This is a genomic window from Paracoccus halophilus (assembly GCF_000763905.1).
Lineage (GTDB): Bacteria > Pseudomonadota > Alphaproteobacteria > Rhodobacterales > Rhodobacteraceae > Paracoccus > Paracoccus halophilus.
Map to the genome: position 1 here is coordinate 128,096 of NZ_JRKN01000009.1, position 22,060 is coordinate 150,155.

The 22,060-nt window shown below is 67.7% G+C and carries 22 protein-coding genes and 1 tRNA gene; 13 read left to right on the plus strand and 10 right to left on the minus strand.

All coding sequences use genetic code 11. The annotated features are described in order from the left end of the window. Window positions 1-13: 13 nt before the first annotated feature. Window positions 14-838 (minus strand): phosphonate ABC transporter ATP-binding protein, encoded by an 825-nt coding sequence (gene phnC / locus IT41_RS09010; RefSeq protein WP_036740396.1) that lies wholly within the window; start codon window positions 836-838, stop codon window positions 14-16. A gap of 187 nt (window positions 839-1,025) precedes the next feature. Between phnC and queF the strand changes: the two genes are divergently transcribed. Further along, a complete protein-coding gene (queF, locus tag IT41_RS09015) occupies window positions 1,026-1,490 on the plus strand; it encodes a preQ(1) synthase (protein ID WP_036740478.1) in 465 nt (154 codons plus the stop codon). Here queF and IT41_RS09020 read toward each other — a convergent pair. Further along, entirely contained in the window at window positions 1,487-1,927 is a 441-nt protein-coding gene (locus IT41_RS09020; protein WP_036740397.1) for a MerR family transcriptional regulator, read from the minus strand. The genes queF and IT41_RS09020 overlap by 4 nt on opposite strands. An 86-nt stretch (window positions 1,928-2,013) precedes the next feature. On the opposite strand from IT41_RS09020, the gene IT41_RS09025 reads away from it, so the two are divergent. Next, on the plus strand, window positions 2,014-4,251 hold the full coding sequence (locus tag IT41_RS09025) for a heavy metal translocating P-type ATPase (protein WP_139221646.1): 2,238 nt from the start codon (window positions 2,014-2,016) through the stop codon (window positions 4,249-4,251). On the opposite strand, the gene IT41_RS09030 is transcribed toward IT41_RS09025, so the two are convergent. Further along, a complete protein-coding gene (locus IT41_RS09030; protein WP_231564719.1) occupies window positions 4,248-5,693 on the minus strand; it encodes a hypothetical protein in 1,446 nt (481 codons plus the stop codon). The two genes, IT41_RS09025 and IT41_RS09030, sit on opposite strands and share 4 nt — an antisense overlap. Window positions 5,694-5,880: 187 nt before the next feature. Here IT41_RS09030 and IT41_RS09035 point away from each other — a divergent pair, with 187 nt between their 5' ends. Beyond that, window positions 5,881-6,333, plus strand: a complete 453-nt coding sequence (locus tag IT41_RS09035) for a hypothetical protein (RefSeq protein WP_036740405.1) — start codon at window positions 5,881-5,883, stop codon at window positions 6,331-6,333. A 1-nt stretch (window position 6,334) separates the two neighbouring features. Then, entirely contained in the window at window positions 6,335-7,393 is a 1,059-nt protein-coding gene (locus IT41_RS09040; protein ID WP_036740406.1) for a hypothetical protein, read from the plus strand. A gap of 163 nt (window positions 7,394-7,556) precedes the next feature. On the opposite strand, the gene IT41_RS09045 is transcribed toward IT41_RS09040, so the two are convergent. Beyond that, the gene (locus IT41_RS09045) at window positions 7,557-8,939 is read right to left on the minus strand and encodes a coniferyl aldehyde dehydrogenase (RefSeq protein WP_036740408.1); all 1,383 of its coding nucleotides are present in this window, start codon (window positions 8,937-8,939) and stop codon (window positions 7,557-7,559) included. A 226-nt stretch (window positions 8,940-9,165) separates the two neighbouring features. Here IT41_RS09045 and zapE point away from each other — a divergent pair, with 226 nt between their 5' ends. After that, complete coding sequence (gene zapE, locus IT41_RS09050; protein ID WP_036740410.1) at window positions 9,166-10,278, plus strand: cell division protein ZapE; 1,113 nt, start codon at window positions 9,166-9,168, stop codon at window positions 10,276-10,278. 32 nt (window positions 10,279-10,310) lie between these two features. Here the strand turns inward: zapE and IT41_RS09055 are convergent, their stop codons facing one another. Beyond that, window positions 10,311-11,579 (minus strand): bifunctional folylpolyglutamate synthase/dihydrofolate synthase, encoded by a 1,269-nt coding sequence (locus tag IT41_RS09055; RefSeq protein ID WP_139221647.1) that lies wholly within the window; start codon window positions 11,577-11,579, stop codon window positions 10,311-10,313. Between the two features lie 33 nt (window positions 11,580-11,612). Beyond that, window positions 11,613-12,620 carry an acetyl-CoA carboxylase, carboxyltransferase subunit beta gene (gene accD, locus IT41_RS09060; RefSeq protein ID WP_036740413.1) on the minus strand — a complete coding sequence of 336 codons (1,008 nt, stop codon included), beginning with the start codon at window positions 12,618-12,620 and terminating at the stop codon, window positions 11,613-11,615. Between the two features lie 82 nt (window positions 12,621-12,702). Between accD and cls the strand changes: the two genes are divergently transcribed. The 5 genes from cls (at window position 12,703) to IT41_RS09085 (ending at window position 17,510) form a co-directional block, all read left to right on the plus strand. Beyond that, complete coding sequence (gene cls / locus IT41_RS09065) at window positions 12,703-14,136, plus strand: cardiolipin synthase (protein WP_231564720.1); 1,434 nt, start codon at window positions 12,703-12,705, stop codon at window positions 14,134-14,136. A 23-nt stretch (window positions 14,137-14,159) separates the two neighbouring features. Beyond that, window positions 14,160-14,483 carry a 4a-hydroxytetrahydrobiopterin dehydratase gene (locus IT41_RS09070; RefSeq protein WP_052081364.1) on the plus strand — a complete coding sequence of 108 codons (324 nt, stop codon included), beginning with the start codon at window positions 14,160-14,162 and terminating at the stop codon, window positions 14,481-14,483. Window positions 14,484-14,583: 100 nt separating this feature from the next. Continuing rightward, entirely contained in the window at window positions 14,584-16,317 is a 1,734-nt protein-coding gene (gene ilvD, locus IT41_RS09075) for a dihydroxy-acid dehydratase (RefSeq protein WP_036740414.1), read from the plus strand. A gap of 9 nt (window positions 16,318-16,326) precedes the next feature. Beyond that, window positions 16,327-17,112, plus strand: coding sequence for a DUF6478 family protein (locus IT41_RS09080; protein WP_052081365.1), 786 nt, complete (start codon window positions 16,327-16,329; stop codon window positions 17,110-17,112). Between the two features lie 17 nt (window positions 17,113-17,129). After that, complete coding sequence (locus IT41_RS09085; protein WP_036740417.1) at window positions 17,130-17,510, plus strand: hypothetical protein; 381 nt, start codon at window positions 17,130-17,132, stop codon at window positions 17,508-17,510. A gap of 19 nt (window positions 17,511-17,529) precedes the next feature. Here the strand turns inward: IT41_RS09085 and IT41_RS09090 are convergent, their stop codons facing one another. Together IT41_RS09090 and IT41_RS09095 are read right to left on the minus strand one after the other, a co-directional pair. Continuing rightward, window positions 17,530-18,252: a GNAT family N-acetyltransferase gene (locus tag IT41_RS09090; RefSeq protein ID WP_231564721.1), complete on the minus strand. Its 723-nt coding sequence runs from the start codon at window positions 18,250-18,252 to the stop codon at window positions 17,530-17,532. After that, window positions 18,249-18,989, minus strand: coding sequence for a competence/damage-inducible protein A (locus IT41_RS09095; RefSeq protein ID WP_036740419.1), 741 nt, complete (start codon window positions 18,987-18,989; stop codon window positions 18,249-18,251). The genes IT41_RS09090 and IT41_RS09095 overlap by 4 nt, the downstream gene beginning before the upstream one ends. A gap of 110 nt (window positions 18,990-19,099) precedes the next feature. On the opposite strand from IT41_RS09095, the gene map reads away from it, so the two are divergent. Beyond that, entirely contained in the window at window positions 19,100-19,903 is an 804-nt protein-coding gene (map, locus tag IT41_RS09100) for a type I methionyl aminopeptidase (RefSeq protein ID WP_036740486.1), read from the plus strand. Window positions 19,904-19,966: 63 nt separating this feature from the next. On the opposite strand, the gene IT41_RS09105 is transcribed toward map, so the two are convergent. After that, window positions 19,967-20,986: a LacI family DNA-binding transcriptional regulator gene (locus IT41_RS09105; RefSeq protein WP_036740421.1), complete on the minus strand. Its 1,020-nt coding sequence runs from the start codon at window positions 20,984-20,986 to the stop codon at window positions 19,967-19,969. A 102-nt stretch (window positions 20,987-21,088) separates the two neighbouring features. Between IT41_RS09105 and IT41_RS09110 the strand changes: the two genes are divergently transcribed. Then, window positions 21,089-21,165 (plus strand) — tRNA-Arg (locus IT41_RS09110). A gap of 115 nt (window positions 21,166-21,280) precedes the next feature. Further along, window positions 21,281-21,610, plus strand: coding sequence for a hypothetical protein (locus tag IT41_RS09115; RefSeq protein WP_036740423.1), 330 nt, complete (start codon window positions 21,281-21,283; stop codon window positions 21,608-21,610). Window positions 21,611-21,845: 235 nt separating this feature from the next. On the opposite strand, the gene IT41_RS19900 is transcribed toward IT41_RS09115, so the two are convergent. Continuing rightward, a partial coding sequence (locus IT41_RS19900) for an IS5/IS1182 family transposase (protein WP_036743267.1) occupies window positions 21,846-22,060 on the minus strand: 215 nt, incomplete at its 5' end.

Consider the following 22,060-nt stretch of genomic DNA (forward strand, 5'->3'; position numbering starts at 1 on the left):
CTCCTGGTTGGGATCAATCCGCCATCAGCCGGTCGGCATAGGCCTGATCGGCGGGGGCAGAGGCGTCGATGGCGGTCGAGGTGGTGGCTTCGCTGAACCCGGCCCCGGCGCCATAGATGTCGCGGGCGGCGCCCGTAGTCAGTTGCTCGGGCGTGCCGTCAAAGACGATGCGGCCCTTGCGCATGCCGATCACCCGGTCGCAATAATGGCGCGCGGTATCCAGCGTGTGCAGGTTGGCGATGACGGTGCGGCCGTCCTCTTCGTGGATGCGGCGCAGCGTATCCATGACGATCTGCGCATTCATCGGGTCGAGGCTGGCAATCGGTTCGTCCGCCAGAATGATCTTGGGATCCTGCATCAGCGCGCGGGCGATGGCGACGCGCTGCTGCTGGCCGCCGGACAGCGCCTCGGCGCGCTTGGTCGCCTGTTCGGCAATGCCCAGCCGGTCGAGGATCTGCACCGCGCGGTCGATATCCTCGCGCGACCACATGTTCATCAGGGTCGGCAGCAGCCCGCGCTTGTTGAGCAGCCCGTGCAGCACGTTGCTGACCACGTCCAGACGCGGCACCAGGTTGAACTGCTGGAAGATCATCGCGCAATCGGCCTGCCAGGCCCGCTTGTCCTTGCCCTTGAGCGCCAGCACGTCGCGGCCCTCGACCAGCAGGCGGCCCGAGGACGCGTCGGTCAGCCGGTTGATCATCCGCAGCAGCGTGGATTTGCCGGCCCCGGAACTGCCGATGATGCCCACGACCATCGGCTGGTCGATCGCGAAGCTGGCGGCATCGACGGCCCGCGCCGTGCCGAAGATTCGGGTGATCTGTTCCGCCTCGATGCGCATTCCGACCCCTGTCATGGTTCGGGCGCAGCAATGGCGGCGAAAGATGACGATCGGGTGACGGTATTCTTGCCGGATCGTGAAGTTTCGGTCGCCGGCCGGGCCGTTGCCTCGGGCCGGCCGGGCCCTTATGACGGGGCGAATGGCATGGGCGCGCCCGATCGCGGCACGCCGACGCACGGGGACCGACATGACCGACAGCATTTACAGCGAGCTGAAGCAGCTTGGCGCCGCCACCACCCTGCCCGAAAGCCCCGAACGGGCCGAGCTGGAGCGGGTGCGCAACCCCCAGGCCGACACCGCCTATAATGTCCGTTTCACCGCGCCCGAGTTCACCTCGCTCTGCCCGATGACCGGGCAGCCGGATTTCGCGCATCTGGTCATCGACTATGTGCCCGGCGCATGGCTGGTCGAAAGCAAGTCGCTTAAGCTGTACCTGGGATCGTTCCGCAACCACGGCGCGTTCCACGAGGATTGCACGGTCCGCATCGGGCGGCGGCTGGCGGATTTCCTGGAGCCGCAATGGCTGCGCATCGGCGGTTACTGGTATCCGCGCGGCGGCATGCCCATCGACGTGTTCTGGCAAAGCGGGCCGATGCCCGCAAGCGTCTGGATCCCCGATCAGGGGGTGCCGCCCTATCGCGGGCGCGGCTAGGGCTGCGCGGAATCTTCCGCCCGGTGGTGGTCATGGGCGCACAGGCTGTGGTCGCCCAGCACCTGGATGACCCGGCAATCGGCGGCGCTGCCGCTGGGACGATGCGCCAGCATGCGCTGAAATTCTGATTTCAGCGCGGTGAGGCGGGCGATGCGCGCCTCGACCGCGGCCAGTTGCCGGCGCGCGATGTCGTCGGCCGTGGCGCAGGCGCCCTCGGGGTCGTCGCACAGGCCCAGCAATTCGCGGATCGCCTCGAGCGGGAAACCCAGGTCGCGGGCATGGCGGATGAAGCCCAGCCGGTCCTGCGCCGCGCGGTCGTAATGGCGCTGGTTGCCGGTGCTGCGGACCGGCGGCGGCATCAGGCCGATCTGTTCGTAGTAACGGATGGTCGGGACCTTGACCCCGGTCGCGCGGCTGAGTTTTCCGATGGTCAGCATGAATACCCCCTTGAACCTCTAGTTGCTAGAGCACTTAAGTTCCGATTCGCTGAATGCAAGTGCGAGCGAACATGAAGGAGAGTCCCATGCAGGCGACGCGCGAATGGAAGGTGACGGGCATGGATTGCGCATCCTGCACGACCAAGGTGCAGCGGGCGATCGAGCGCCTGCCCGGTGTCAGCGATGTCCGCATCGCGCTGATGAGCGAGCGGCTGAGCCTGCAGTTGGACGGCACCGGGGCCACGGCCGAGGATATCGAGGGCGCGGTGCGCAAGCTGGGCTATGGCATCTCCAGCGCGCCCGGCGCTGCGGCCCGGACGGCGGCGCGGACCGCGCATGAACATGGCCCGGATTGCGATCACGACCATGGCAGCCACGATCACGACAAGGATCCGGGCCACGGCGCTGCCGGCCATGTGCACAGCCATGACGACCCCGCCGATCGCGGCAAAAGCTGGTATCAGACCGGCAAGGGCCGGCTGGTGATCCTGACGGCTGTGCTGCTGGGGCTGGCCTGGGCGGTGGAATTGCTGACCTCCAGCAATGTCGGCTATGCCGCCTTTGTCGTGGCCTGTCTGATCGGCGTCGCGCCGATTGCCCGCCGGGCCTGGGCGGCGCTGCGCATGGGCCAGCCCTTTACCATCGAAAGCCTGATGGCCGTCGCCGCCGTCGGCGCCTTGCTGATCGGTGCCGCCGAAGAGGCCGCGCTGGTGGTCTTTCTGTTCGCCGTGGGCGAGGTGCTCGAAGGTGTGGCCGCCGGCAAGGCCCGCGACGGCATCCGCGCGCTGGCCAATCTGGTGCCCAAGACCGCGCTGCTCGAGGAAAACGGCCAGACGCGCGAGGTTCCGGCCGAAACCCTGCGCATCGGCCAGACCGTTCTGGTCCGGCCCGGCGACCGCATCCCCGCCGATGGCGAGATCATCGAGGGAACCTCGGGCGTGGATGAAAGCCCGGTCACCGGCGAAAGCATGCCGCAGACGCGTGGCCCCGGCGATGCGGTATTCGCCGGCGCGATCAATACCGAGGCGGCGCTGAGGGTTCAGGTCACCAAAGAGGCCGCCGACAACACCATTTCCCGCATCATCCGCCTGGTCGAGGAGGCCGAGGAGGCCCGCGCCCCCACCGAACGCTTCATCGACCGGTTCAGCCGCTGGTACATGCCCGCCATCGTGGCGCTGGCGCTGCTGGTCATCGTGGTGCCGCCGCTGGCCTTTGGCGCGGAATGGGGCACATGGATCTATCGCGGGCTGGCGCTGCTGCTGATCGGCTGCCCCTGCGCGCTGGTGATCTCGGTCCCCGCATCCATCGCCTCGTCGCTCTCGGCGGGCGCGCGGCGCGGGCTTCTGATGAAGGGCGGCGCGGTGATCGAGGCGGCGGCCGGCCTGAAACATGTGGCCTTTGACAAGACCGGGACCTTGACCCATGGCCGGCCGGTGGTCACCGATCTGGTCGCTGCCGAGGGGGTGACCGAGGCCGCGCTGGTCGAGGTCGCGGCCGGCGTCGAGACCGGCTCCAGTCATCCACTGGCGCTGGCCATCCTGAACCGCGCCGAGGCGGACGGGATCCGGCCGCTGCCGGCGCGCGATTCCCGCGCCCTGGCGGGCAAGGGGGTCGAGGCCATGGTGGGCGACAGCCTCGCCTGGGTCGCGTCGCCCCGCTACGCCAGCGAAAACGGCGGCATGGCCGAGGCGCATCGGGACCGTGCCGCGAGGCTCGAGGCCGAGGGCAAGACCGTGGTCGTCGTCTATCGCGAAAACCGGCCGCTGGGTCTGATCGCCATGCGCGACGAGCCGCGCGGCGATGCGGTCGAGGCGGTGGCGCAGCTGCGCGCGATGGGCCTGTCGCCGGTGATGCTGACCGGCGACAATGCCCGCACGGCCAAGGCGATCGCCGGGGGGCTGGGCATGGAGGTCCGCGCCGAGATGCTGCCCGAGGACAAGCTGGTCGCGATCCGCGACATGTCGGGGCAGGGCGGCGTGATGATGATCGGCGACGGCATCAACGACGCACCGGCGCTGAAACAGGCGGATGTCGGCGCCGCCATGGGCTCGGGCACCGATGTCGCGCTGGAGACGGCCGATGCCGCGATCCTGCGCGACCGGGTGGCCGACGTGCCCTCGCTGATCCGGCTGGCGCGCCAGACCATGGGCAATATCCGCCAGAACGTGACGATCGCGCTTGGCCTCAAGGCGGTGTTTCTGGTGACCTCGGTGCTGGGGATTACCGGGCTGTGGATCGCGATCCTGGCCGATACCGGCGCCACGGTGCTGGTGACGCTGAACGCGCTGCGGCTGCTGGGCTTCGACCCCGAGCGGCAGGGCTAGAGGATCTGCGCCAGCAGCAGCACCCATAGCGACAGGACGAGCCCCATGACCCCGGCATAGGGCCCGTTCCAGACCAGCCCCGCATGGCGCGGCGGGACCTGTCCCAGCGACCCGGCCAACAGCACCGATGCGGTAAAGGGCGAGGTCACGCCGCTGAGCGCCCAGCCTCCGGTGATCGCGCCGACCACCACGGCCGGGCTGACCCCCATGGCCTCGGGCGGGGGCAGCAGCGGCACCAGCAGCGATACCGACAGGATCGGGTTCATGCCCAGCTGGCCGGTCAGCGGAATGATCCAGATCAGCGCCACCAGAATCAGCATCGGCGGCACGGCCGACAGGTCCAGCCCCAGATCGGCCATCAGCGGCACCAGCAGGAACGAGCCGAGACTGCCGATGAAGGCGGCCATGAACAGCAACAGGATCTCGCCGCGATAGCCGGGCAGTTCGCGGGTGACAAAGCCGGCAATGCGCGTGCCGGTATAGCGCAGGCTGCCCGCGCCCGAGGGCAGGCGCTGGATGAAGATCCAGGCGATCGCCACGGCAGGCACCAGCGACATGACCGCGCCGATCACCTCGACCCCGGTCAGCAGGCGCAGGGCGACGACCCCGGCAATCACCGCCGACAGCAGGATCAGCAGCGGCCGCAGATGGATCAGCCAGCGCCCGGTCTCGGGCGGGCGGGGCGGCGCGGGCTGGCTGAGCCGCGGCTTGAAGGCGGTGTCCAGCGCCCAGCCGCCGAACATCAGCAGCCCGGCGCTGACCAGGCAGGGCAGCGCCACAAGGCTCCAGTCCGCGCCCGGCACCAGCGAGGTGCTGATCACCATGGAAAAGCCCAGCGGCGACCATGTCAGGGTCGCGGCAAAGCCGCGCTGGATCGCGACCAGCATGCGCCGGGTGCGGTGGCGGCGGATCTCGGGGTCGGGCTCGCGCGCGGCGCTGTCCGTCGCCAGCGAACCCAGAAGCGCGATCGAGCCGTAAAGCAGGATCAGCCCGAACAGATGCCCGCCCACGGTCAGCGCGACATAGCGCAGCCCGGGCGGCTGGCGGGCCAGGAAACGGCCGGTCTCAAGGATTTCCTGCGACGACACGGCGGCGCTTCTGATCGCCGAGAGCGCGGTGAACAGCGCCACGATCAGACTGCCGCTGGCGATGGCCGCCGCCAGCCCGGCCTGCCAGCCGTCATGGCTGAGCATGGCCCAGACGGTCAGCTCGATGCCGATCAGCACAAAGGCCAGCCGCGAGAAGCGCGCATCCAGGCTGAACACCGCCACCGCCGCCAGCGCGAATATCCCGGCCAGAATGGCGGCGATGCGTCCGCCGCCATATTCCGCCCAGATCACGCAGAGCATCACGGCGGCGGGCAGGATCCCGGCAAGGCGGGTGATTTCCGGGATGCGCGTCATGCCGTTGCGGGGCGGCGAAGGCGGGGTGGATGGCGGCATGGCGTAGTCTCGGCTTGGCACCCCGGCGCTGCTTGCCGGAACGGCCCGGAGGATCGTCGCAAGCCCGCCGCTTGTCAAACCGGATCGTCCCGCCCGCCGGGCGGCGCGTTGCACGGGCCGGAACGGCAACAGCCCCGAATCGCGCCGATAATGGCCGCGCCTTCCGGATACAGCAGAGGAAACGGAAATGCCGAACAAAGCCACAGTCAGGGGCGTCCTGATGGATGCCACCCTTGCCCCGGTTTCCGGCGGCAAGGTCATCGCCACCCTCAACGGCTCGGACGTGTTCGAGAACGGGGTCCATGTCGTCACCCAGAGGATCGAGGCCACGACCGACCAGAATGGCGAATGGTCGATGGCGCTGATCGTCAATGGCGAGGGCGACGCCGCCGGCACGACATGGACGGTCGAGGGGTATGACCAATTTGTCTCGAAGGTCTTCGAGGCAAAGCCGCTGTTCATCCCGGTGGCGCTGGCCGCGACGCTGGGCGATCTGGAAAAGACCAGCGCCCAGAACCTCAGGGCGGCGCGCGACGGCAGCGTCTCGCGGCTGATCATCGTCGGCGATTACAGCGAATATGCCGCGCTGCCGCAAAGCCAGCGCCGCGACACCGATCTGGTGCTGGTCAAGGGAGAGTAAGATGGCGGTCACAATCCAGAACGGCGTTTCCACCGCCTTGTTCCAAGGCGTCGCGCAGGTCTATCTGGCCGGCCGGGAGGTCGCGCTGCTGAACGCCGATGGCGCTCCGCTGACCGGGGCGCCGGACCCGGAGACCGCCCCGGTCGTCACCCTCCAGCCCGCGATCCTGCCCGAAGGCGCCGGCATTGGCGACAGCGTCACGCTGAGCATCGGCGCGGCCGAGGGCACGCCCGCGCCCACCGCGCTTTGGGACATCACGCTGAACGGGGAATCGATCCGGGACCGGCTGGATGCCGGTGTCATGACGCTGGCGCTGTCCGAGCCGGGCGTCTACGAGCTGACCGTCAGCTGGACCAACAGCGCCGGCATCGCCACCGCCGAAACCGCGACGCTGTCGGTCGTGGAACAGCCCGACCCCGATCCGACGGGCATCGATTACGACTCCCAGGCGCTGGTCTATCTGGATGCCGATACGGCCTTTGACGGAAGCGCGTCGGATGTCACCTCGGTCACCGCGCGCGGCACCGGCGGCTATGTCTTTGCCAAGGTCGATTCGGGGGCCGCGATTCAGCGGACCCCGGACGGGTTCCTGTTTTCGGATGGCGCCTATCTGCGGACCGCGACCCTTGACGATGTCCCCTCGACCGACGGCATTTTTGCCGTCGCAGAGGTGACGCTGAACAGCTATGGCTCGAGTGCGGGGCAGATCCTCGAAGGGACGGGCGGCTATGTGAAGCTGCTCGACATCCGCGGCACGTTCCGGACGATGGGGGTCGACGACAGTTCGGTCAGCCTCGTCCTGGACCCGGTCACCTACGGCGCGCGCGTGGTCATCGCTGGCTGTATTGACGATGTTCTGGACCGGCTTGGCGGCATCGGTTCCAACGGGATCGCGGCGGAAACCGACATGCCGATGACCGACCCGGCCGCCATGCGCTTTCTGACCGGGCGTTTCGTCAACGGCACCCTTCACCGGCTGGCCATTGTCGCGCGCGCCGAAGGCCAGCCCTGGCCGGTGACCATGCAGGCCGTCTACGAGGATTTTCAGGCAAAGGCGTGACCGCTCAGGATACGCGCGTCGCTTGCCCGGGACCGTCGCCAGCCCTGGCCGGAGCGGGCATCGCGCGACGCGAAAAACCCGTTTGCCGCATCCATTGGCGGCCTGCCCCTGCGGCAGGCCTGTATTTTTTTGCCCGCCCGGCGGGCGGCAGGGCCGCGCGCGCCTAAAGGCGCAGCATGGCGCGGATCAGCATCCGGAACCGGGCGCCATAGGGCGGCGCGAGCAAACCCGCTCCGTTCCATTCCGCCTGCCGGAAAACCGGCATCAGATGCGACATGCGGTCGAACCCGGCCTGCCCGTGATAGGCGCCCATGCCGCTGTCGCCCACGCCGCCAAAGGGCAGATCGTGCTGGGCGATATGGAGCAGCGTGTCATTGACCGAAACGCCCCCCGCCGCGACCGTGGCCAGCAGCAGCCGCAGCGTCTCCTCGTCGCGTGAAAACGGATAGAATGCCAGCGGCCGGGGCCGCGCGAGGATATGATCCGCGGCCTCGCGCAGCTTGCCATAGGGGATGAGGGGCAGAATCGGGCCAAAGATTTCCTGCTCGGCCAGAGGGCCTTGCGGATCCGTCACGATCATCGGCGGCATCAGCCGGGCCGATGCGTCGGGGGGCGCCTCGCTCAGCGGATGGAGGACCGCGCCGCCCGCCCGCGCCGCCTCCAGCCAGTCGGCAAGGCGCGCGAACTGCGCGTCATTGATGATCCGGCAGTAATCGGGATTTGCCGCCAGTTTCGGGTAATGCCTGCCCACCCAGTCCCGCGCCAGCGCGATGAAGCGATCGCTCTGCCCGCGCGGCAGCAGCACGTAATCGGGCGCGATACAGGTCTGCCCGGCATTCAGCAGCTTGCCGGTCATGATCCGGTCCACCGCCTGTTCCAGCGGCGCGTCGGGGGCGATCAGGGCGGGCGATTTGCCGCCCAGTTCCAGCGTGACCGGAGTCAGGTTCCGGCTTGCCGCCTGCATGACCTTGCGCCCGATCGCGGTCGAGCCGGTGAACAGCAGATGATCAAAGGGCAGGGCGGTGAATTCCTCGGCCAGTTCCGGCCCGCCGGTCACCACGGAGAGCAGGTCCGGGCTGAAATGGCGGGCGGCGGCCTCGGCAAAGGTCTCGGCAAAGGCGGGGGCATGCTCGGACAGCTTGATCATCGCCCGGTTGCCCGCCGCGAAAGCCGCCGTCAGCGGCCCGAAGCTCAGGAAAATCGGGTAGTTCCAGGGCACCACGATCCCCACGACCCCCAGCGGTCGCGGCTGAATATGGGCGCGGGCGGGCCGGAACCACAGCCCCGTGCCGACGGGGCGGCGCCGCATCCACCCCTTGCCATGGCGCAGCGCGTGGCGGATGCCGTCAAGCGCGGGGAAAACCTCGGCCAGATCGGTTTCGGCCTGCGGGCGCTGGCCGAAATCGCGGTTCAGCGCCGCGGCAAAGCGGTGCCGGTTGCTTCGCAGCATCCTGGCCAGCAGGCGCAGACGTTCGGCGCGGGCCGGCCAGTCGGGGATGGCGTCGGCATGGGCGGCGCTCTGCAGGGCGGCGAAATTCTCGTGCATGGGGCCTCGGCGATATCTGACCTGCGCTTGGCCGATAGTCGGCCGGTCGCGTGACGGAGGCAAGCCCCGCGCGGCGTCGTCGCCTCTTGCCCCGGGGGCGGGCGGATGATGGCGCAAGGGTCGGGGTGGCGGCCATTCGTGGGTGGCGCGCTGATATCGGGGAAAATTCCCGCCCAAAAAAGCGCCGGCTCTTGCGGGGCGGAGCTTTCTTTGGCAGGTGCCGGATATGGCAAATGTCTCGGATCTCTATGAGGCCGGCGTAAAGGCCGGGCGGCTGAAACCGGATGCCGCGCAGCGCGGCGTCCTGCCCGCGCTGGACCGTGTCGCGCGCGAACTTGCGGCCGCCCCGCCGGCGGCCGGGCCGCGGAAATCCGGCTGGCTGTCGAAACTGGTCGGCAACGGCAATTCGCCTGCGCCCGCACCGGCGGTCAGGGGGCTGTATCTCTGGGGCGGGGTCGGGCGCGGCAAGTCGATGCTGATGGACCTGATCATGGAGGCGGCGCCGGTCGCGCGCAAACGCCGCGTGCATTTCCACGAATTCATGCAGGAGATCCAGGCCGCGCTGGAGGCGGTGCGCAAGACCGGCCAGCAGGATGCGGTTCGTCCGGTCGCGAGGCAGGTGGCCGAGCAGGCGCGGCTTCTGTGCTTTGACGAAATGCAGATCACCGATATCGCCGATGCGATGATCGTCGGCCGGCTGTTCCAGATCCTGTTCGAGGAGGGGGTGACCATCGTCACCACCTCGAACCGGGTGCCCGAGGATCTCTACAAGAACGGGCTGAACCGCCAGCTTTTCCTGCCCTTCATCGCGCTGATCCGCGAGCGGATGGAGGTGACCGAGCTGACCAGCGCCACCGATCACCGCCAGAACCGCGATGAGGGCGGACAGGTCTGGTTCATCCCCGCCGATGCCGGGGCGCGGAGCGCGATGGATGCGCTTTGGCAGCGGCTGGCCGATTGCGAGCGGCCGGCGCCGCTGGTCCTTGAGGTCAAGGGGCGCAAGGTCGAACTGCCCGCCCATTGCGATCGGGTGGGCCGCGCCAGTTTTTGGGATCTTTGCGCCAAGCCCTTGGGCCCGGCCGATTATCTTGCCCTGGCCGATGCGGTTGATACGCTGTTCATCGACGGCATTCCGCGGCTGAGCATGTCGAATTACAACGAGGCCAAGCGTTTCGTGACGCTGATCGACGCCCTTTACGAGGCCCGGGTTCGTCTGATCGCCAGCGCCGCCGATGAGCCGGAACGGCTCTATGCCGAGGGCGAGGGCGCCTTTGAATTCGAGCGCACGGCCAGCCGCCTGCGCGAGATGCGCGGCGCCGACTGGGGCAAGCCGGGCTGAAGCCGGCCCGTCCCGGCGGGACCGCTTGGGCTTCAGCCGTTGTCGCGCAGCACTTCGCCCGCGAGATAGAGCGAACCGCAGACGAGGATCCGCGCATGCGGGGTCTCGGCCGCAAGGCTGCGCACGGCGGCCAGCGTATCGGGCGCGATGCGGGCGGGAATGCCGATGCCCTCGGCGGCTTCGGCCGTGGCCTGCGGCGGCAGCGTGGCCTCGGCGTCGGGGATCGGCACGGCGGTCAGGCTTTGCACATGGCTGGCCAGCGGACGCATGTAGCCCGCGACATCCTTGGTGTTCAGCATGCCGCAGACCAGATGCGTGGGCTTGCGGGCCATCTCGGTCAGGGTCGCGGCGATCGCCGCGCCGCCGGCGGGGTTATGGCCGCCATCCAGCCACAATTCGCAATTGCCGGCGGCGGCGACCAGCGGGCCGCGCGTCAGGCGCTGCATGCGGGCGGGCCATTCGGCCTCGACCACGGCGGCGCGGGCCTCGATCCGGCCAAAACCCAGCTCGCGCAGGGCGGCAATGGCGGTGCCGGCATTGATGATCTGATGCGGCCCCAGCAGATGCGGCAGCGGCAGATCCATCAGGCCGCGATCGTCGTGAAAGATCAGATTGTCCCCCTCGCGGCGCGAATCCCAGTCCTGCCGGGCGATGCGCAGCGGCGCGGAGAGCCGCTCGGCCCGCGTTTCGATCACCTTGCGGGCGACCGGGTCCTGCGGGCCGACGATGCAGGGGGTGCGGCGCTTGAGGATGCCGGCCTTTTCGCCGGCGATCTCGGCCATGGTTTCGCCCAGATATTGCGTGTGGTCGATGCTGATCGGGGTGATGACGCAAAGCCGCGGCGCGTCGATCACATTGGTCGCGTCCAGCCGCCCGCCCAGCCCGACCTCGAGCAGGGTGTAATCGGCCGGCACCCGCGAAAAGACCAGGAAGGCGGCGGCGGTGGTGATCTCGAAAAAGGTGATCGGCTGGCCGCCATTCGCCGCCTCGCATTCCGCCAGCGCGGCGGCCAGATCGGGCTCGGCGATCAGTTCGCCGCGCAGGCGGATGCGTTCATGGAACTGCGCCAGATGCGGCGAGGTATAGGCATGGACGCTTTTGCCCGCCGATTCCAGCCCGGCGCGGATCATCGCCAGCGTCGAGCCCTTGCCGTTGGTCCCGGCGATATGGATCACCGGCGGGATGCGGCGCTCGGGATGGCCAAGCGCCGCGAGGATCCGGTGCATCCGGTCCAGCGACAGGTCGATGACCTTGGGGTGCAGCTGCGTGAGCCGTGCGAGAATGGCGTCGGATGGGGTCATGGCGATGTCGGATGGTTCGGAGAATGCGCGCGCCTATTTGGCGTCGGTCCTGGCCTCGGCCCGGGGTTCTTCGGCCTTTGGCCGGGGCTCCGGCGCGGCGGCGGGCTGGTCGCCGGGCGCGGCCTCGTCGCGGGCCCCGGAGCCTCCGGCGGCGATATGGCCGGGGGCGGGCAGGTCGCCGGCGACCGGGGCGGGCAGGCCCGAGACCATGCGCAGGATCGAGATCAGCTCGTCGCGCAGGTTCTTGCGATGCGTCACCCGGTCCAGCATGCCGTGATCGCACAGATATTCGGCGCGCTGGAAACCCTCGGGCAGCTTTTCGCGAATCGTCTGCTCGATCACGCGGGGGCCGGCAAAGCAGATCAGGGCGTTCGGCTCGGCGATCTGGATATCGCCCAGCATGGCATAGCTGGCGGTGACGCCGCCGGTCGTCGGATGGGTGAGCACGACGATATAGGGCAGCCCCGCCTCTTTCAGCATCTCGACCGCGACGGTGCTGCGCGGCATCTGCATCAGGGACAGGATGCCCTCCTGCATGCGGGCGCCGCCGGCGGCCGAGAACAGCACCAGCGGGCGTTTCAGCTGCACGGCGCGTTTGGCGGCGGCGATGATCGCATTGCCCACATACATGCCCATCGAGCCGCCCATGAAGGAAAAATCCTGCGCGGCGGCGATGATCGGGGTGCGGCCGATCTCGCCCTCGGCGACCAGCATCGCGTCCTTTTCGCCGGTGGCTTTCTGCGCCGCCTTCATCCGGTCGGGATATTTCTTCTGGTCGCGGAACTGAAGCGGGTCGGCGATCGGTTCGGGAACCTTGACCTCGACGAAGACGCCACCGTCGAACAGCGCGGCAAAGCGCAGGCGCGGCGTGATCGCAAGGTGGTGGTCGCAGCTGGTGCAGACGTTCAGATTGTCGGCCAGTTCGCGATGGAACAGCATGGTTCCGCATTCCGGGCACTTGGTCCACAGGTTCTCGGGCACCTCGCGGCGCGAGAACAGCGAATTGATGCGCGGCCGGACGTAATTGGTGATCCAGTTCATGGGCGGGTCCTCAGGCTGCGTTCAGCCAGTCAGATAGGCAAAACCGCGCCGAATTGCAATTCCGAGCGGACCGGGTTTTCATATGGCGATGTTGACCCAGATGCTTGCCATTCTGCATTATCTCGTCGCGCTGGCCGTCTCGGTACGCGTGCTGCTGCGCCCCCGGCTGGAACCCACGGTGCGCCTGTCCTGGATCCTGGTGATCGAACTGGTGCCGCTGGTCGGCATCATCGCCTATGTGCTGTTCGGCGAAATCAGGATGCGCAGCGCCGAGGTCGAAAACCGGGCCAACATCCGGCGGCGGCTGTCCGGGCTGTGGCGCCCCAGCCCCGAGGCGGTGCACAATCCGCCCCAATGCGGGGTGCCGGTGATCGCCGCGAATCAGGCGATGGCGGGCTTTGGCGCGGTGGCCGGCAATCGCGCCACCCTGCTGCCCGAGGATGACAGCGCCATTGCCGAACTGGTGGCCGCCATCGACGGCGCGCGCGATCACGTCCATCTGCTGTTCTATATCTGGCTCGACGATGTTTCGGGCCGCGCGGTGGCCGAGGCGGCGATCCGCGCTGCCGGACGCGGCGTCAAGGTGCGGGCGGTGATCGACGCCTTTGGCTCGCGCGGCTTTGCCCGGTCGCGGGCATGGGCGCGGATGCGGGAATCGGATGCGGAATGCGTCGAGGCGCTACCGCTTGGCCTGCCGGTGATCGGCGCGCTCTATCGGCGGATGGACCTGCGCAATCACCGCAAGATCGTGGTGATCGACCATGTGCTGGCCTTTACCGGCAGCCGCAACTGCTCCGACATGGCCTTCGCGGTCAAGCCGCGCTTCGCGCCCTGGATCGACGTGTTCCTGCGCATCGAGGGGCCGGTGGTGCGCCAGATGCAGGCGGTCTTTCTGCAGGACTGGATGAGCTATACCGGCGAGGATCTGGGCGACATGCTGCGCATGGCGCCGCCGGTCGCCGCCCCCGGCGAGATCGCGCAGGTCGTGGCCACCGGGCCGGACACGAGGCACGGCTCGCTTTCGGATAGCATGACGACGATGATCTATGCCGCGCGCTGCAAGCTGACCATCACGACGCCTTATTATGTGCCGGGCAGCGCGCTCGATTCCGCGATCCGCACGGCGGCGCGCAGCGGCATCGACGTGACCATGATCCTGCCCGAGCGCAACGATTCGCTGGTCGTGCAGGCGACGTCCGAGGGGTTCTATTACGGGCTGGTCGCCTCGGGGGTGAAGCTGCGGCTGTTTCAGGGCGGGCTTCTGCACGCCAAGATCATCACCGTGGATTACCGCATGGCGATGCTGGGCAGCGCCAATATGGACCGCCGCAGCTTCGAGCTGAATTACGAGATGAACATGCTGTTTCTGGACGGCGGCGTCACCGCCGAGCTGGACCAGCGTCAGCAGACCTATATCGAGCGCTCGCGCGCCATCGAACTGGACGAAATCCGCGGCTGGTCGCTGTGGCGGCGATTGCGCAACAACCTGTTGGCGCTGGCCGCGCCGATCCTGTGACGGCAGATCAAGGGGGAAATGCCATGGAACAGCTTGCCGAGGGACAGATCCGGGACGGCGCGCCGGCGCTGCCCGGTGCAGAGATTGCCGCGCATCTGGCCACGCTGCCGGGGTGGGAACTGGCCGCCGACGGCCGTGCGATCAGCCGCGAATGGCGCTTCAAGAGCTTCAAGCGCGCGGCGCAGCTGGCCAATCTGGCCGCCTGGCAGGCCGAGGCGGCCAATCACCACCCCGATATCGCCTTTGGCTGGGGCTTTGCCCGCGTGACCTTCTCCACCCATTCGGCGGGTGGCGTGACGATGAACGACCTGATCATGGCGGCACGGCTGAACCGGGTCGCCGGCTAGGCCGGCGCAAACTGTCATATTCGCGGGTTCTTTCACTGCATCAGCCCCTTGCCCCTAGGGCGGGCTGGGCATATCCAAGTTCCAGCCAGAGGAACATGCCATGAAAAACTCCCGCTTCGACAAGTCGAAACTTCCCAGCCGCCACGTCACCGAGGGCCCCTCGCGGGCGCCCCATCGCAGCTATTTCTACGCGATGGGCATTTCGGAAGAGGAAATCCATTCCCCCTGGGTCGGTGTCGCGACCTGCTGGAACGAGGCCGCGCCCTGCAACATCGCGCTGGCCCGTCAGGCGCAATCGGTCAAGCAGGGGGTCAAGAAGGGCGGCGGCTGTCCGCGCGAATTCACCACCATCACCGTGACCGATGGCGTCGCCATGGGGCATGAGGGCATGCGCTCGTCGCTGGCCTCGCGCGACTGGATCGCCGATACGGTCGAGCTGACCATGCGCGGGCATTGCTATGACGCGCTGGTCGGGCTGGCAGGCTGCGACAAGTCGCTGCCGGGGATGATGATGGCCATGGTGCGGCTGAACGTGCCCAGCGTCTTCATCTATGGCGGCTCGATCCTGCCGGGCAAGCTGAACGGCAAGGATGTCGTCGTGCAGGACGTGTTCGAGGCCGTGGGCCAGCATGCCGCCGGCAACATGTCCGATGCCGAGCTGGACATTCTGGAACGCGTCGCCTGCCCCAGTGCCGGGGCCTGCGGCGGGCAATATACCGCCAATACCATGGCCTGCGTCAGCGAGGCGATTGGGCTGGCGCTGATGAACAGCTCGGGCGCGCCCGCGCCCTACGAGTCGCGCGACCAGTACGGGCTGGCCTCGGGCGAGGCGGTGATGAACCTGATCGAGAAGAACATCCGCGCCCGCGACGTGGTGACCCGCAAATCGCTGGAGAACGCGGCGCGGGTCGTCGCCTGCACCGGCGGCTCGACCAATGGCGGGCTGCACCTGCCGGCCATCGCGCATGAGGCGGGGATCGAATTCGACCTGTTCGACGTCTGCGACATCTTCCGTGACACGCCCTATTTCGTGAACCTGCGCCCGGGCGGCGAATATGTCGCCAAGGATCTCTACGAGGTGGGCGGCGTGCCGGTGGTGATGCGCGAATTGCGCCGCGCCGGCCTGATCCACGAGGATTGCGTCACCGCCTCGGGCAAGACCATCGGCGAGGAGCTGGATCTGGTCGACCGCGAGATCGACGGCAAGGTGATCCATCCGGTCAGCGCGCCGCTGTCCAGAACCGGCGGTGTGGTCGGGCTGCGCGGCAATTTGGCGCCCGACGGCGCCATCGTGAAAGTCGCCGGCATGGCGCCCGAGAACCAGGTCTTTACCGGGCCGGCCCGCGTCTTCGACTGCGAAGAGGATGCCTTCGAGGCCGTGACCAAACGCCAATACGAGGAAGGCCAGGTGATCGTTATCCGCAACGAGGGCCCCGCCGGCGGCCCCGGCATGCGCGAGATGCTGGCCACCACCGCCGCGCTGTCCGGCCAGGGCATGGGCAAGAAGGTGGCGCTGATCACCGACGGGCGCTTTTCCGGCGCGACGCGCGGCTTCTGCGTCGGCCATGTCGGCCCCGAGGCGGCGCATGGCGGCCCCATCGCGCTGCTGAAGGATGGCGACATGATCACCATCGACGCGATCCGGGGCGAGATCTCGGTCGGGCTGACGGATGAGGAACTGGCCGCCCGCAAGGCGGACTGGCCCGGCCCGCGGGCGACCGATTACGCCTCCGGCGCGCTGTGGAAATATTCGCAGCTGGTCGGCAAGGCGCGCTACGGCGCGGTGACCCATCCCGGCGCGGCCAGGGAAACCCATATCTACATGGATCAATAGGCCCGGATCATGGCAGTACGCCCACGCAAATGGTTGCAGCGAAAGGCGCGCGAACATCTGCGCGACCAGTGGGCGCGGCTGTCGGACAATGCCGAAACCATGGGGCCGGCGCGTCTGCGTCAACTGCGCGACGAGGCGCTGAGCCTGCGCGCCAGCCTTGACCGTTTCATGATCCGTGCCGATCGCCGCGCGGCGGCCTCACGCGCGGCGCTGGACGCGCTGCACCTGCCGGGCGGCACGGACTGGCGCTGGCGGCCCGGTTTCATGGCGGGACGGATTTCCCCGCGCGGCGCGGCGCGGCCCGAACCCGGCACGCGGCTGGGCGACGGCGCCGCGATCTGGCACGATTGCGCCGAGCGCGCGCTGATCCTGGAACAGGTGGTCAATCCGGGGGCGACGGATCTGTCGCCCTTTGGCATGCGGCTCGAGGTGTTCGGCTTTACCGGCAGTTTCCTGTCGGTCGCGGTCGACATGCCGGCCGATGCGCTGGCCGGGCTGAGCCGCAGCCATATCCTGCGGCTCGAGGCCGGCTTCGTTGTCGAACGCCCGATCCGGGTCTATGCCCGGCTGAATATCGGCCACGGCCCGAATATCGACGAGGTGACGCAGCAATTCCGCGCCTTCGAGGCGGGGCTGCACAGCCAGCAGATCGTCGAATTCGACCTGGCCTATACGCAGATGAACGAAAAGCGGCTGGAGAAGATCTGGCTGGACCTGATCTTCGAAGCCCCGCGGATGAGCGCGGTCGAGCTGCGCGAGCTGTTCCTGTCGCGCCATCTGCGGGCGGATTTCTAGCCAAGGATCTATCGGGTATGAGCGATTTTGAATCACTGGGCCTGAAAGGCGGCATCTGGCAGGGCGTGATCGCCCGCGCCGAGCCCCCCGGCCGGCTGTCGCTGGTGCATCTGGGCGAGCGGATCGCCGAGGTCCTTGCCACGCCCGAAGGGGCCGGACAATGGCGCATCGCCTCGGCCATCCCGTCCGGGCGACTGTCGGACGGCGTCCAGACATTCCTGCTGCTCGAGGATCGGGGCGAGGGCGCGGCGCCGCTTCAGCCCGGCGCGCGGCAGCTTGGCAAGCTGACGCTGGCGGCCGGGGCATTGCTCGATGACGACCTGCTGGCGGAGCTCGACCTGATGCGCAGCGAGCTTGATCTGGTGAAACGCGAATTGCGGCGGCTGGCGGCGGGCTGAGATCGCGCCCGGCGCCGGGTCAGTCCCGTGCCCAATAGCTGTAGCCGCCGCGCTCCGCAAAGCCCATCCGGTCGTAAAGCGCCCGCGCCGCGATATTGTCGCGGGCGACCGCCAGCCCCAGCCGCGTCGCCCCGTGGCCGAGCGCCCATTGCGCCGCCTTGCGCAGCAGCCAGCCGGCCAGTCCGCGCCGGCGAAACGCCGCCACGATCTCGATGGCGTGCACCATGGCAACGGTGCCATCGGCGGCGGCGAAGGCCGTGCCGGCGGCCCGGTCGTCGATCCGCGCCAGCAGCGCGGTCCGGGGCAGGGCGACCCGCGCCATGACCGCCTGCCGCGCGGCATCGATGCCGCCCGCGGCCCAGATATCGCGCTGGATCGCCAGCGGCGGCCAGAGGTCAAAGACGGTCATGCCCGGCACCTCGCGCAGGCTCAGCGCGGCACAGTCCGCTGCCATGATCGCCACCGGCGTCTCGCGCAGATAGCCTTGCCGCGCCAGCGCCGCGGCAAGGTCGGTATCGCTGTCGGACAGGCGGAACATCGGGCGCTGGCCCCAGTCGCGATGGCGGGCTTCGGCGGCGGCGATATCCGCGTCGCGCCAGTCCGGCCGGATCGCGCGGGCCGAGCCGACCCGCCCGCCGGCACCCAGCCCGCGCCCGACGCGAAAGGCCCCGGCATCGGCATATTCGGATGCCGGCCAAGTGGTTTCAAAGGCGCGTGCGAATTCGGCGTCGGCCGGAATCACAGGGCCAGTCTCTCGCGCAGCGCGGTCATCGCCTGCGTCACCCGCGCGCCATCCAGCCCCCGGATCACCAGATTGGTGCCGTAGCGCTGGCCGCGCTGGAACGGGTAGGAGCCCATCGACAGTTCCGGAAATGCCTCGGCCACCTCGCGCAGCCCGTCGGCCACGTCGGATTCCGGGCGCAGGACCTCCAGCGCCTCGCTGACCGAGGGCCGCCCGGTCGGCAGGTCGGGGACCACCGCCTCGACCATGGCGCGGAACACGGCGGGGACGCCCGCCATGACATAGGTATTGCCGATATGGAAACCCGGCGCGGCGGAATGCGCGTTCGGCACCAGCGTCGCGGTCAGCGGAATGCGCGCCATGCGCAGCCGGTTGCCGGTGACCTCGACGCCGCGCGACTGCCAGCGCTCGGTCATGACGCGCCGGGCCTCCTCGTTGATCTCGATGCCGACATTGAATGCGGCAGCCACGGCATCGGCGGTCACGTCGTCATGGGTCGGCCCGATGCCGCCGCTGGTGAACAGCATGTCCCAGGCGCCGCCCAGCGATTTGTCCAGCGCCCGGATCGCGGCGACGATCTGGTCGTGATCGTCGGCGACAATGCGTATCTCGCGCAGGTCGATGCCGATGCTGTTGAGGACCTGGCTCAGGTAATGGGCATTGCCCTCGCGCGTGCGGCCCGAAAGGATCTCGTCCCCGATCACGAGGATGGCGGCGGTTGGGTTGTCGGATTGCATCTATGCGCTCCTGTCGCAATTTGGCTGCTCCGCGATGTATAGGGCCGGGCGCGGGGCTGGAACAAGTGGCGGCTTGGGACTATCTGTTGGGCAAGCCATACGAGGACGCCATGAACGACGTACGCCAGACCCGCGAGGGTATCCGCATCCATGAACCGGCCGATTTCGCGGGCATGCATGCCGCCGGGCGGATCGCCGCGCAGATCCTCGACGAGGTCGGCCCGCTGGTCGAACCCGGCACCACGACGGGCGCGCTGGACGATTTCATCCGCAACCGGGTGACGGAACTGGGCTCGACCAGCGCCACGATCGGCTATCGCGGCTATCAGCATGCCAGTTGCATCAGCGTCAATCATGTCGTCTGCCACGGCATCCCGGGCGACAAGATCCTTTCGGACGGCGATATCCTGAACATCGACGTGACGGTGATCGTCGATGGCTGGTTCGGCGACAGTTCGCGCATGTATGTGGCCGGCAAGCCCAGCGTCAAGGCACGGCGCCTGATCCAGGTCACCCATGACAGCCTGATGAAGGGGATCGAGGCGGTCCGCCCCGGCGCCACCTTCGGCGATATCGGCCATGCGATCCAGACCTATGTCGAAGGGCAGCGCATGTCGGTGGTGCGCGATTTCTGCGGCCACGGCCTTGGCCGGGTGTTCCACGCGCCGCCCAATGTGCTGCACTTCGGCCGCCCGGGCAAAGGCCCTGTGCTGGAAGAGGGAATGTTCTTCACCATCGAACCCATGGTCAACCTGGGCCGCCCGGAAACCAAGGTGCTCGCCGATGACTGGACCGCGGTCACCCGCGACAAGTCGCTCTCGGCGCAGTTCGAGCATTCGATCGGCGTCACCGCCGACGGCTGCGAGATCTTCACCCTCTCGCCGCAGGACAGGTTCTTTCCCGCCCTGGCCTGAGCGCGGCTTTCTTCTTCACTCAAATATCCATGCAAGGCCGCCATCGGGCGGCGCCTTGCCGCATCATGCGCGGCGGATCGTATCGCCCCGCATGATGGTGGGGACCAGCGCGACGATGCCGTCCCGGGGCGCCGGGTCCTTGCCGGCGACGATCCGCGCCGCGCGGCGGCCGATGTCGACGCGCCGCGCATCCGTGGTGGTCAGCCGCATCGGCAGCCCGTCCAGCAGCTCGACCCCGTTGAACCCGGCAAGCCCCAGCCTGCCCGGAATGTCATAGCCCTTTTCCATGCACCACAGCAGCCCGCCCGCGCCGATCATGTCATTGGAAAAATAAAGGAAATCCAGATCCGGTTCGCGCGTCATGATCCGCTCGGTCAGTTCGCGCCCCTTCAGCAGCGAGGAACCGCCCTGATAATATTCCCGCGCGGCCAGCGCCACGCCGACCTCGGCCAGCCGCTCCTCAAAGCCGGCCAGGCGTTTGCGCGCGCGGTGGTCCTCGGGCATATGCGTGCCGATGAAGCCGATGCGGCGATAGCCGGCATTCAGGATCTCATCCGCCATTTCCGCGCCGGCACGCCTGTGCGAGATGCCGACCATGCAGTCGATCGCCTCGCCGTCTATATCCATGATCTCGACCACCGGCAGGCCGGCATTGTCCAGCATGGCGCGGGCGGCCTTGCTGTGCTCAAGCCCGGCCAGAATGACGCCGGAGGGGCGCCAGGACAGCATGTCGTAAAGCACCGCATCCTCGCGCGGGGGCGAATAATTCGTGACCCCCACCACCGGCTGCAGCCCGGTATCGTCCAACTCGGCCGAAATGCCGCCCAGGACATCGGGAAAGACCATGTTCGACAGCGACGGGATCACCACCGCGACCAGGTTGACGCGCTGGCTGGCCAGCCCTCCGGCGATCTTGTTGGGCACATAGCCCAGCGTGCGGGCGGCGGTCAGCACCTTTTCGCGCGTGGCGGCCGAGACATCGCCCCGGTTGCGCAGGACACGGCTGACGGTCATTTCCGACACGCCCGAGGCTTCGGACACATCGCGCAGGGTCAGGGGACGGTGAGGTCTTTTCGTGTTCATCGCAACTACCGGAACGAAATCATGTTACCGTTATCGTCTCGTGCAGAGCACGGCAAGCCGCTTGCCATTCGTTCGGTCTGCGGGCAGAACATCAATCCTGATGGCCCCGTGGCTCAACTGGATAGAGCAATCCCCTCCTAAGGGATAGGTTACAGGTTCAAGTCCTGTCGGGGTCACCAGAATATTCATGCCAACGAAGCGCAAGAGTGCACGATTTGGGGTATTTCTTGCGCGCCCCTGTCAAGAAATTTCGGGTTGGGGCAGCGAAGAGACCTGCTAGCCAATTAAGATATAATGAAAAAACAAGTGGACAGAGCATTTCGGTGCATTCTGGTGCGCGCCACCATCGGAGACGAGCCATTTCAGCCTGACCCCTGGCAAATTCGTCCGGGACGAAAGGATGCCCTGACGTTCAAGCACCAGCAGCTTGGTCTCGGTCGCTCATCGATGCCCGACGTGCTGACCGTGGCCCTGTCGTCGCCCACACAGAGCGTCATGGACGTTCTGACCGGGGAAGGACTGGGCGACCTTGATCTTGCCGCCGTGGCCTGCCTCTGCGTGCCCCTGTGGGTGTTGCCAGCGGCCCAACAGGCTACGGTCGCCGCTGCCTGCGAACACCCTTAACGAACTCTTGGCAAGTGCCAACTGACCCCGCTTCGGCGGTGTTCTTTTTTAGTTCCACCCCTTGCCTTCGGCAAAGCCAACGCGAGGTTTTGCGAAACGGTATCCTTGCCACATAAACTTGATTGCGCTTACGAAGCCAAACTCCGGCACAACTTCCCGCAATAGCTGCTCGGGCGTTTTGACAGCAACCGGCGTCTTGATCTTCGCCGCGCCTAGGCTCCAGACTCGTTAACTTTCATAGCCAGAAGAGGACAGTTGCGGCGAGAGCGATGGCCGAGAAGAAGGTTTCCGGGCATCTGTCGTAACGGGTTGCCACGCGCCTGCAGTCCTTCAAGCGTCCAAACATGATTTCGATGCGGTTGCGGCGTTTGTATCGGCGCTTGTCATATTTGACTGCCTCCTTACGGGATTTCCGGCCGGGGATGCAGACCTTTATCCCCTTGTCTGTCA

Excerpts from the sequence above, each read along its gene's own strand:
- phnC (WP_036740396.1), bottom strand. The coding sequence starts at position 838 with ATGCGCATCGAGGCGGAACAGATCACCCGAATCTTCGGCACGGCGCGG.
- queF (WP_036740478.1), top strand. The coding sequence starts at position 1,026 with ATGACCGACAGCATTTACAGCGAGCTGAAGCAGCTTGGCGCCGCCACC.
- IT41_RS09020 (WP_036740397.1), bottom strand. The coding sequence starts at position 1,927 with ATGCTGACCATCGGAAAACTCAGCCGCGCGACCGGGGTCAAGGTCCCG.
- IT41_RS09025 (WP_139221646.1), top strand. The coding sequence starts at position 2,014 with ATGCAGGCGACGCGCGAATGGAAGGTGACGGGCATGGATTGCGCATCC.
- IT41_RS09030 (WP_231564719.1), bottom strand. The coding sequence starts at position 5,693 with ATGCCGCCATCCACCCCGCCTTCGCCGCCCCGCAACGGCATGACGCGC.
- IT41_RS09035 (WP_036740405.1), top strand. The coding sequence starts at position 5,881 with ATGCCGAACAAAGCCACAGTCAGGGGCGTCCTGATGGATGCCACCCTT.
- IT41_RS09040 (WP_036740406.1), top strand. The coding sequence starts at position 6,335 with ATGGCGGTCACAATCCAGAACGGCGTTTCCACCGCCTTGTTCCAAGGC.
- IT41_RS09045 (WP_036740408.1), bottom strand. The coding sequence starts at position 8,939 with ATGCACGAGAATTTCGCCGCCCTGCAGAGCGCCGCCCATGCCGACGCC.
- zapE (WP_036740410.1), top strand. The coding sequence starts at position 9,166 with ATGGCAAATGTCTCGGATCTCTATGAGGCCGGCGTAAAGGCCGGGCGG.
- IT41_RS09055 (WP_139221647.1), bottom strand. The coding sequence starts at position 11,579 with ATGACCCCATCCGACGCCATTCTCGCACGGCTCACGCAGCTGCACCCC.
- accD (WP_036740413.1), bottom strand. The coding sequence starts at position 12,620 with ATGAACTGGATCACCAATTACGTCCGGCCGCGCATCAATTCGCTGTTC.
- cls (WP_231564720.1), top strand. The coding sequence starts at position 12,703 with ATGGCGATGTTGACCCAGATGCTTGCCATTCTGCATTATCTCGTCGCG.
- IT41_RS09070 (WP_052081364.1), top strand. The coding sequence starts at position 14,160 with ATGGAACAGCTTGCCGAGGGACAGATCCGGGACGGCGCGCCGGCGCTG.
- ilvD (WP_036740414.1), top strand. The coding sequence starts at position 14,584 with ATGAAAAACTCCCGCTTCGACAAGTCGAAACTTCCCAGCCGCCACGTC.
- IT41_RS09080 (WP_052081365.1), top strand. The coding sequence starts at position 16,327 with ATGGCAGTACGCCCACGCAAATGGTTGCAGCGAAAGGCGCGCGAACAT.
- IT41_RS09085 (WP_036740417.1), top strand. The coding sequence starts at position 17,130 with ATGAGCGATTTTGAATCACTGGGCCTGAAAGGCGGCATCTGGCAGGGC.
- IT41_RS09095 (WP_036740419.1), bottom strand. The coding sequence starts at position 18,989 with ATGCAATCCGACAACCCAACCGCCGCCATCCTCGTGATCGGGGACGAG.
- map (WP_036740486.1), top strand. The coding sequence starts at position 19,100 with ATGAACGACGTACGCCAGACCCGCGAGGGTATCCGCATCCATGAACCG.
- IT41_RS09105 (WP_036740421.1), bottom strand. The coding sequence starts at position 20,986 with ATGAACACGAAAAGACCTCACCGTCCCCTGACCCTGCGCGATGTGTCC.
- IT41_RS09115 (WP_036740423.1), top strand. The coding sequence starts at position 21,281 with ATGAAAAAACAAGTGGACAGAGCATTTCGGTGCATTCTGGTGCGCGCC.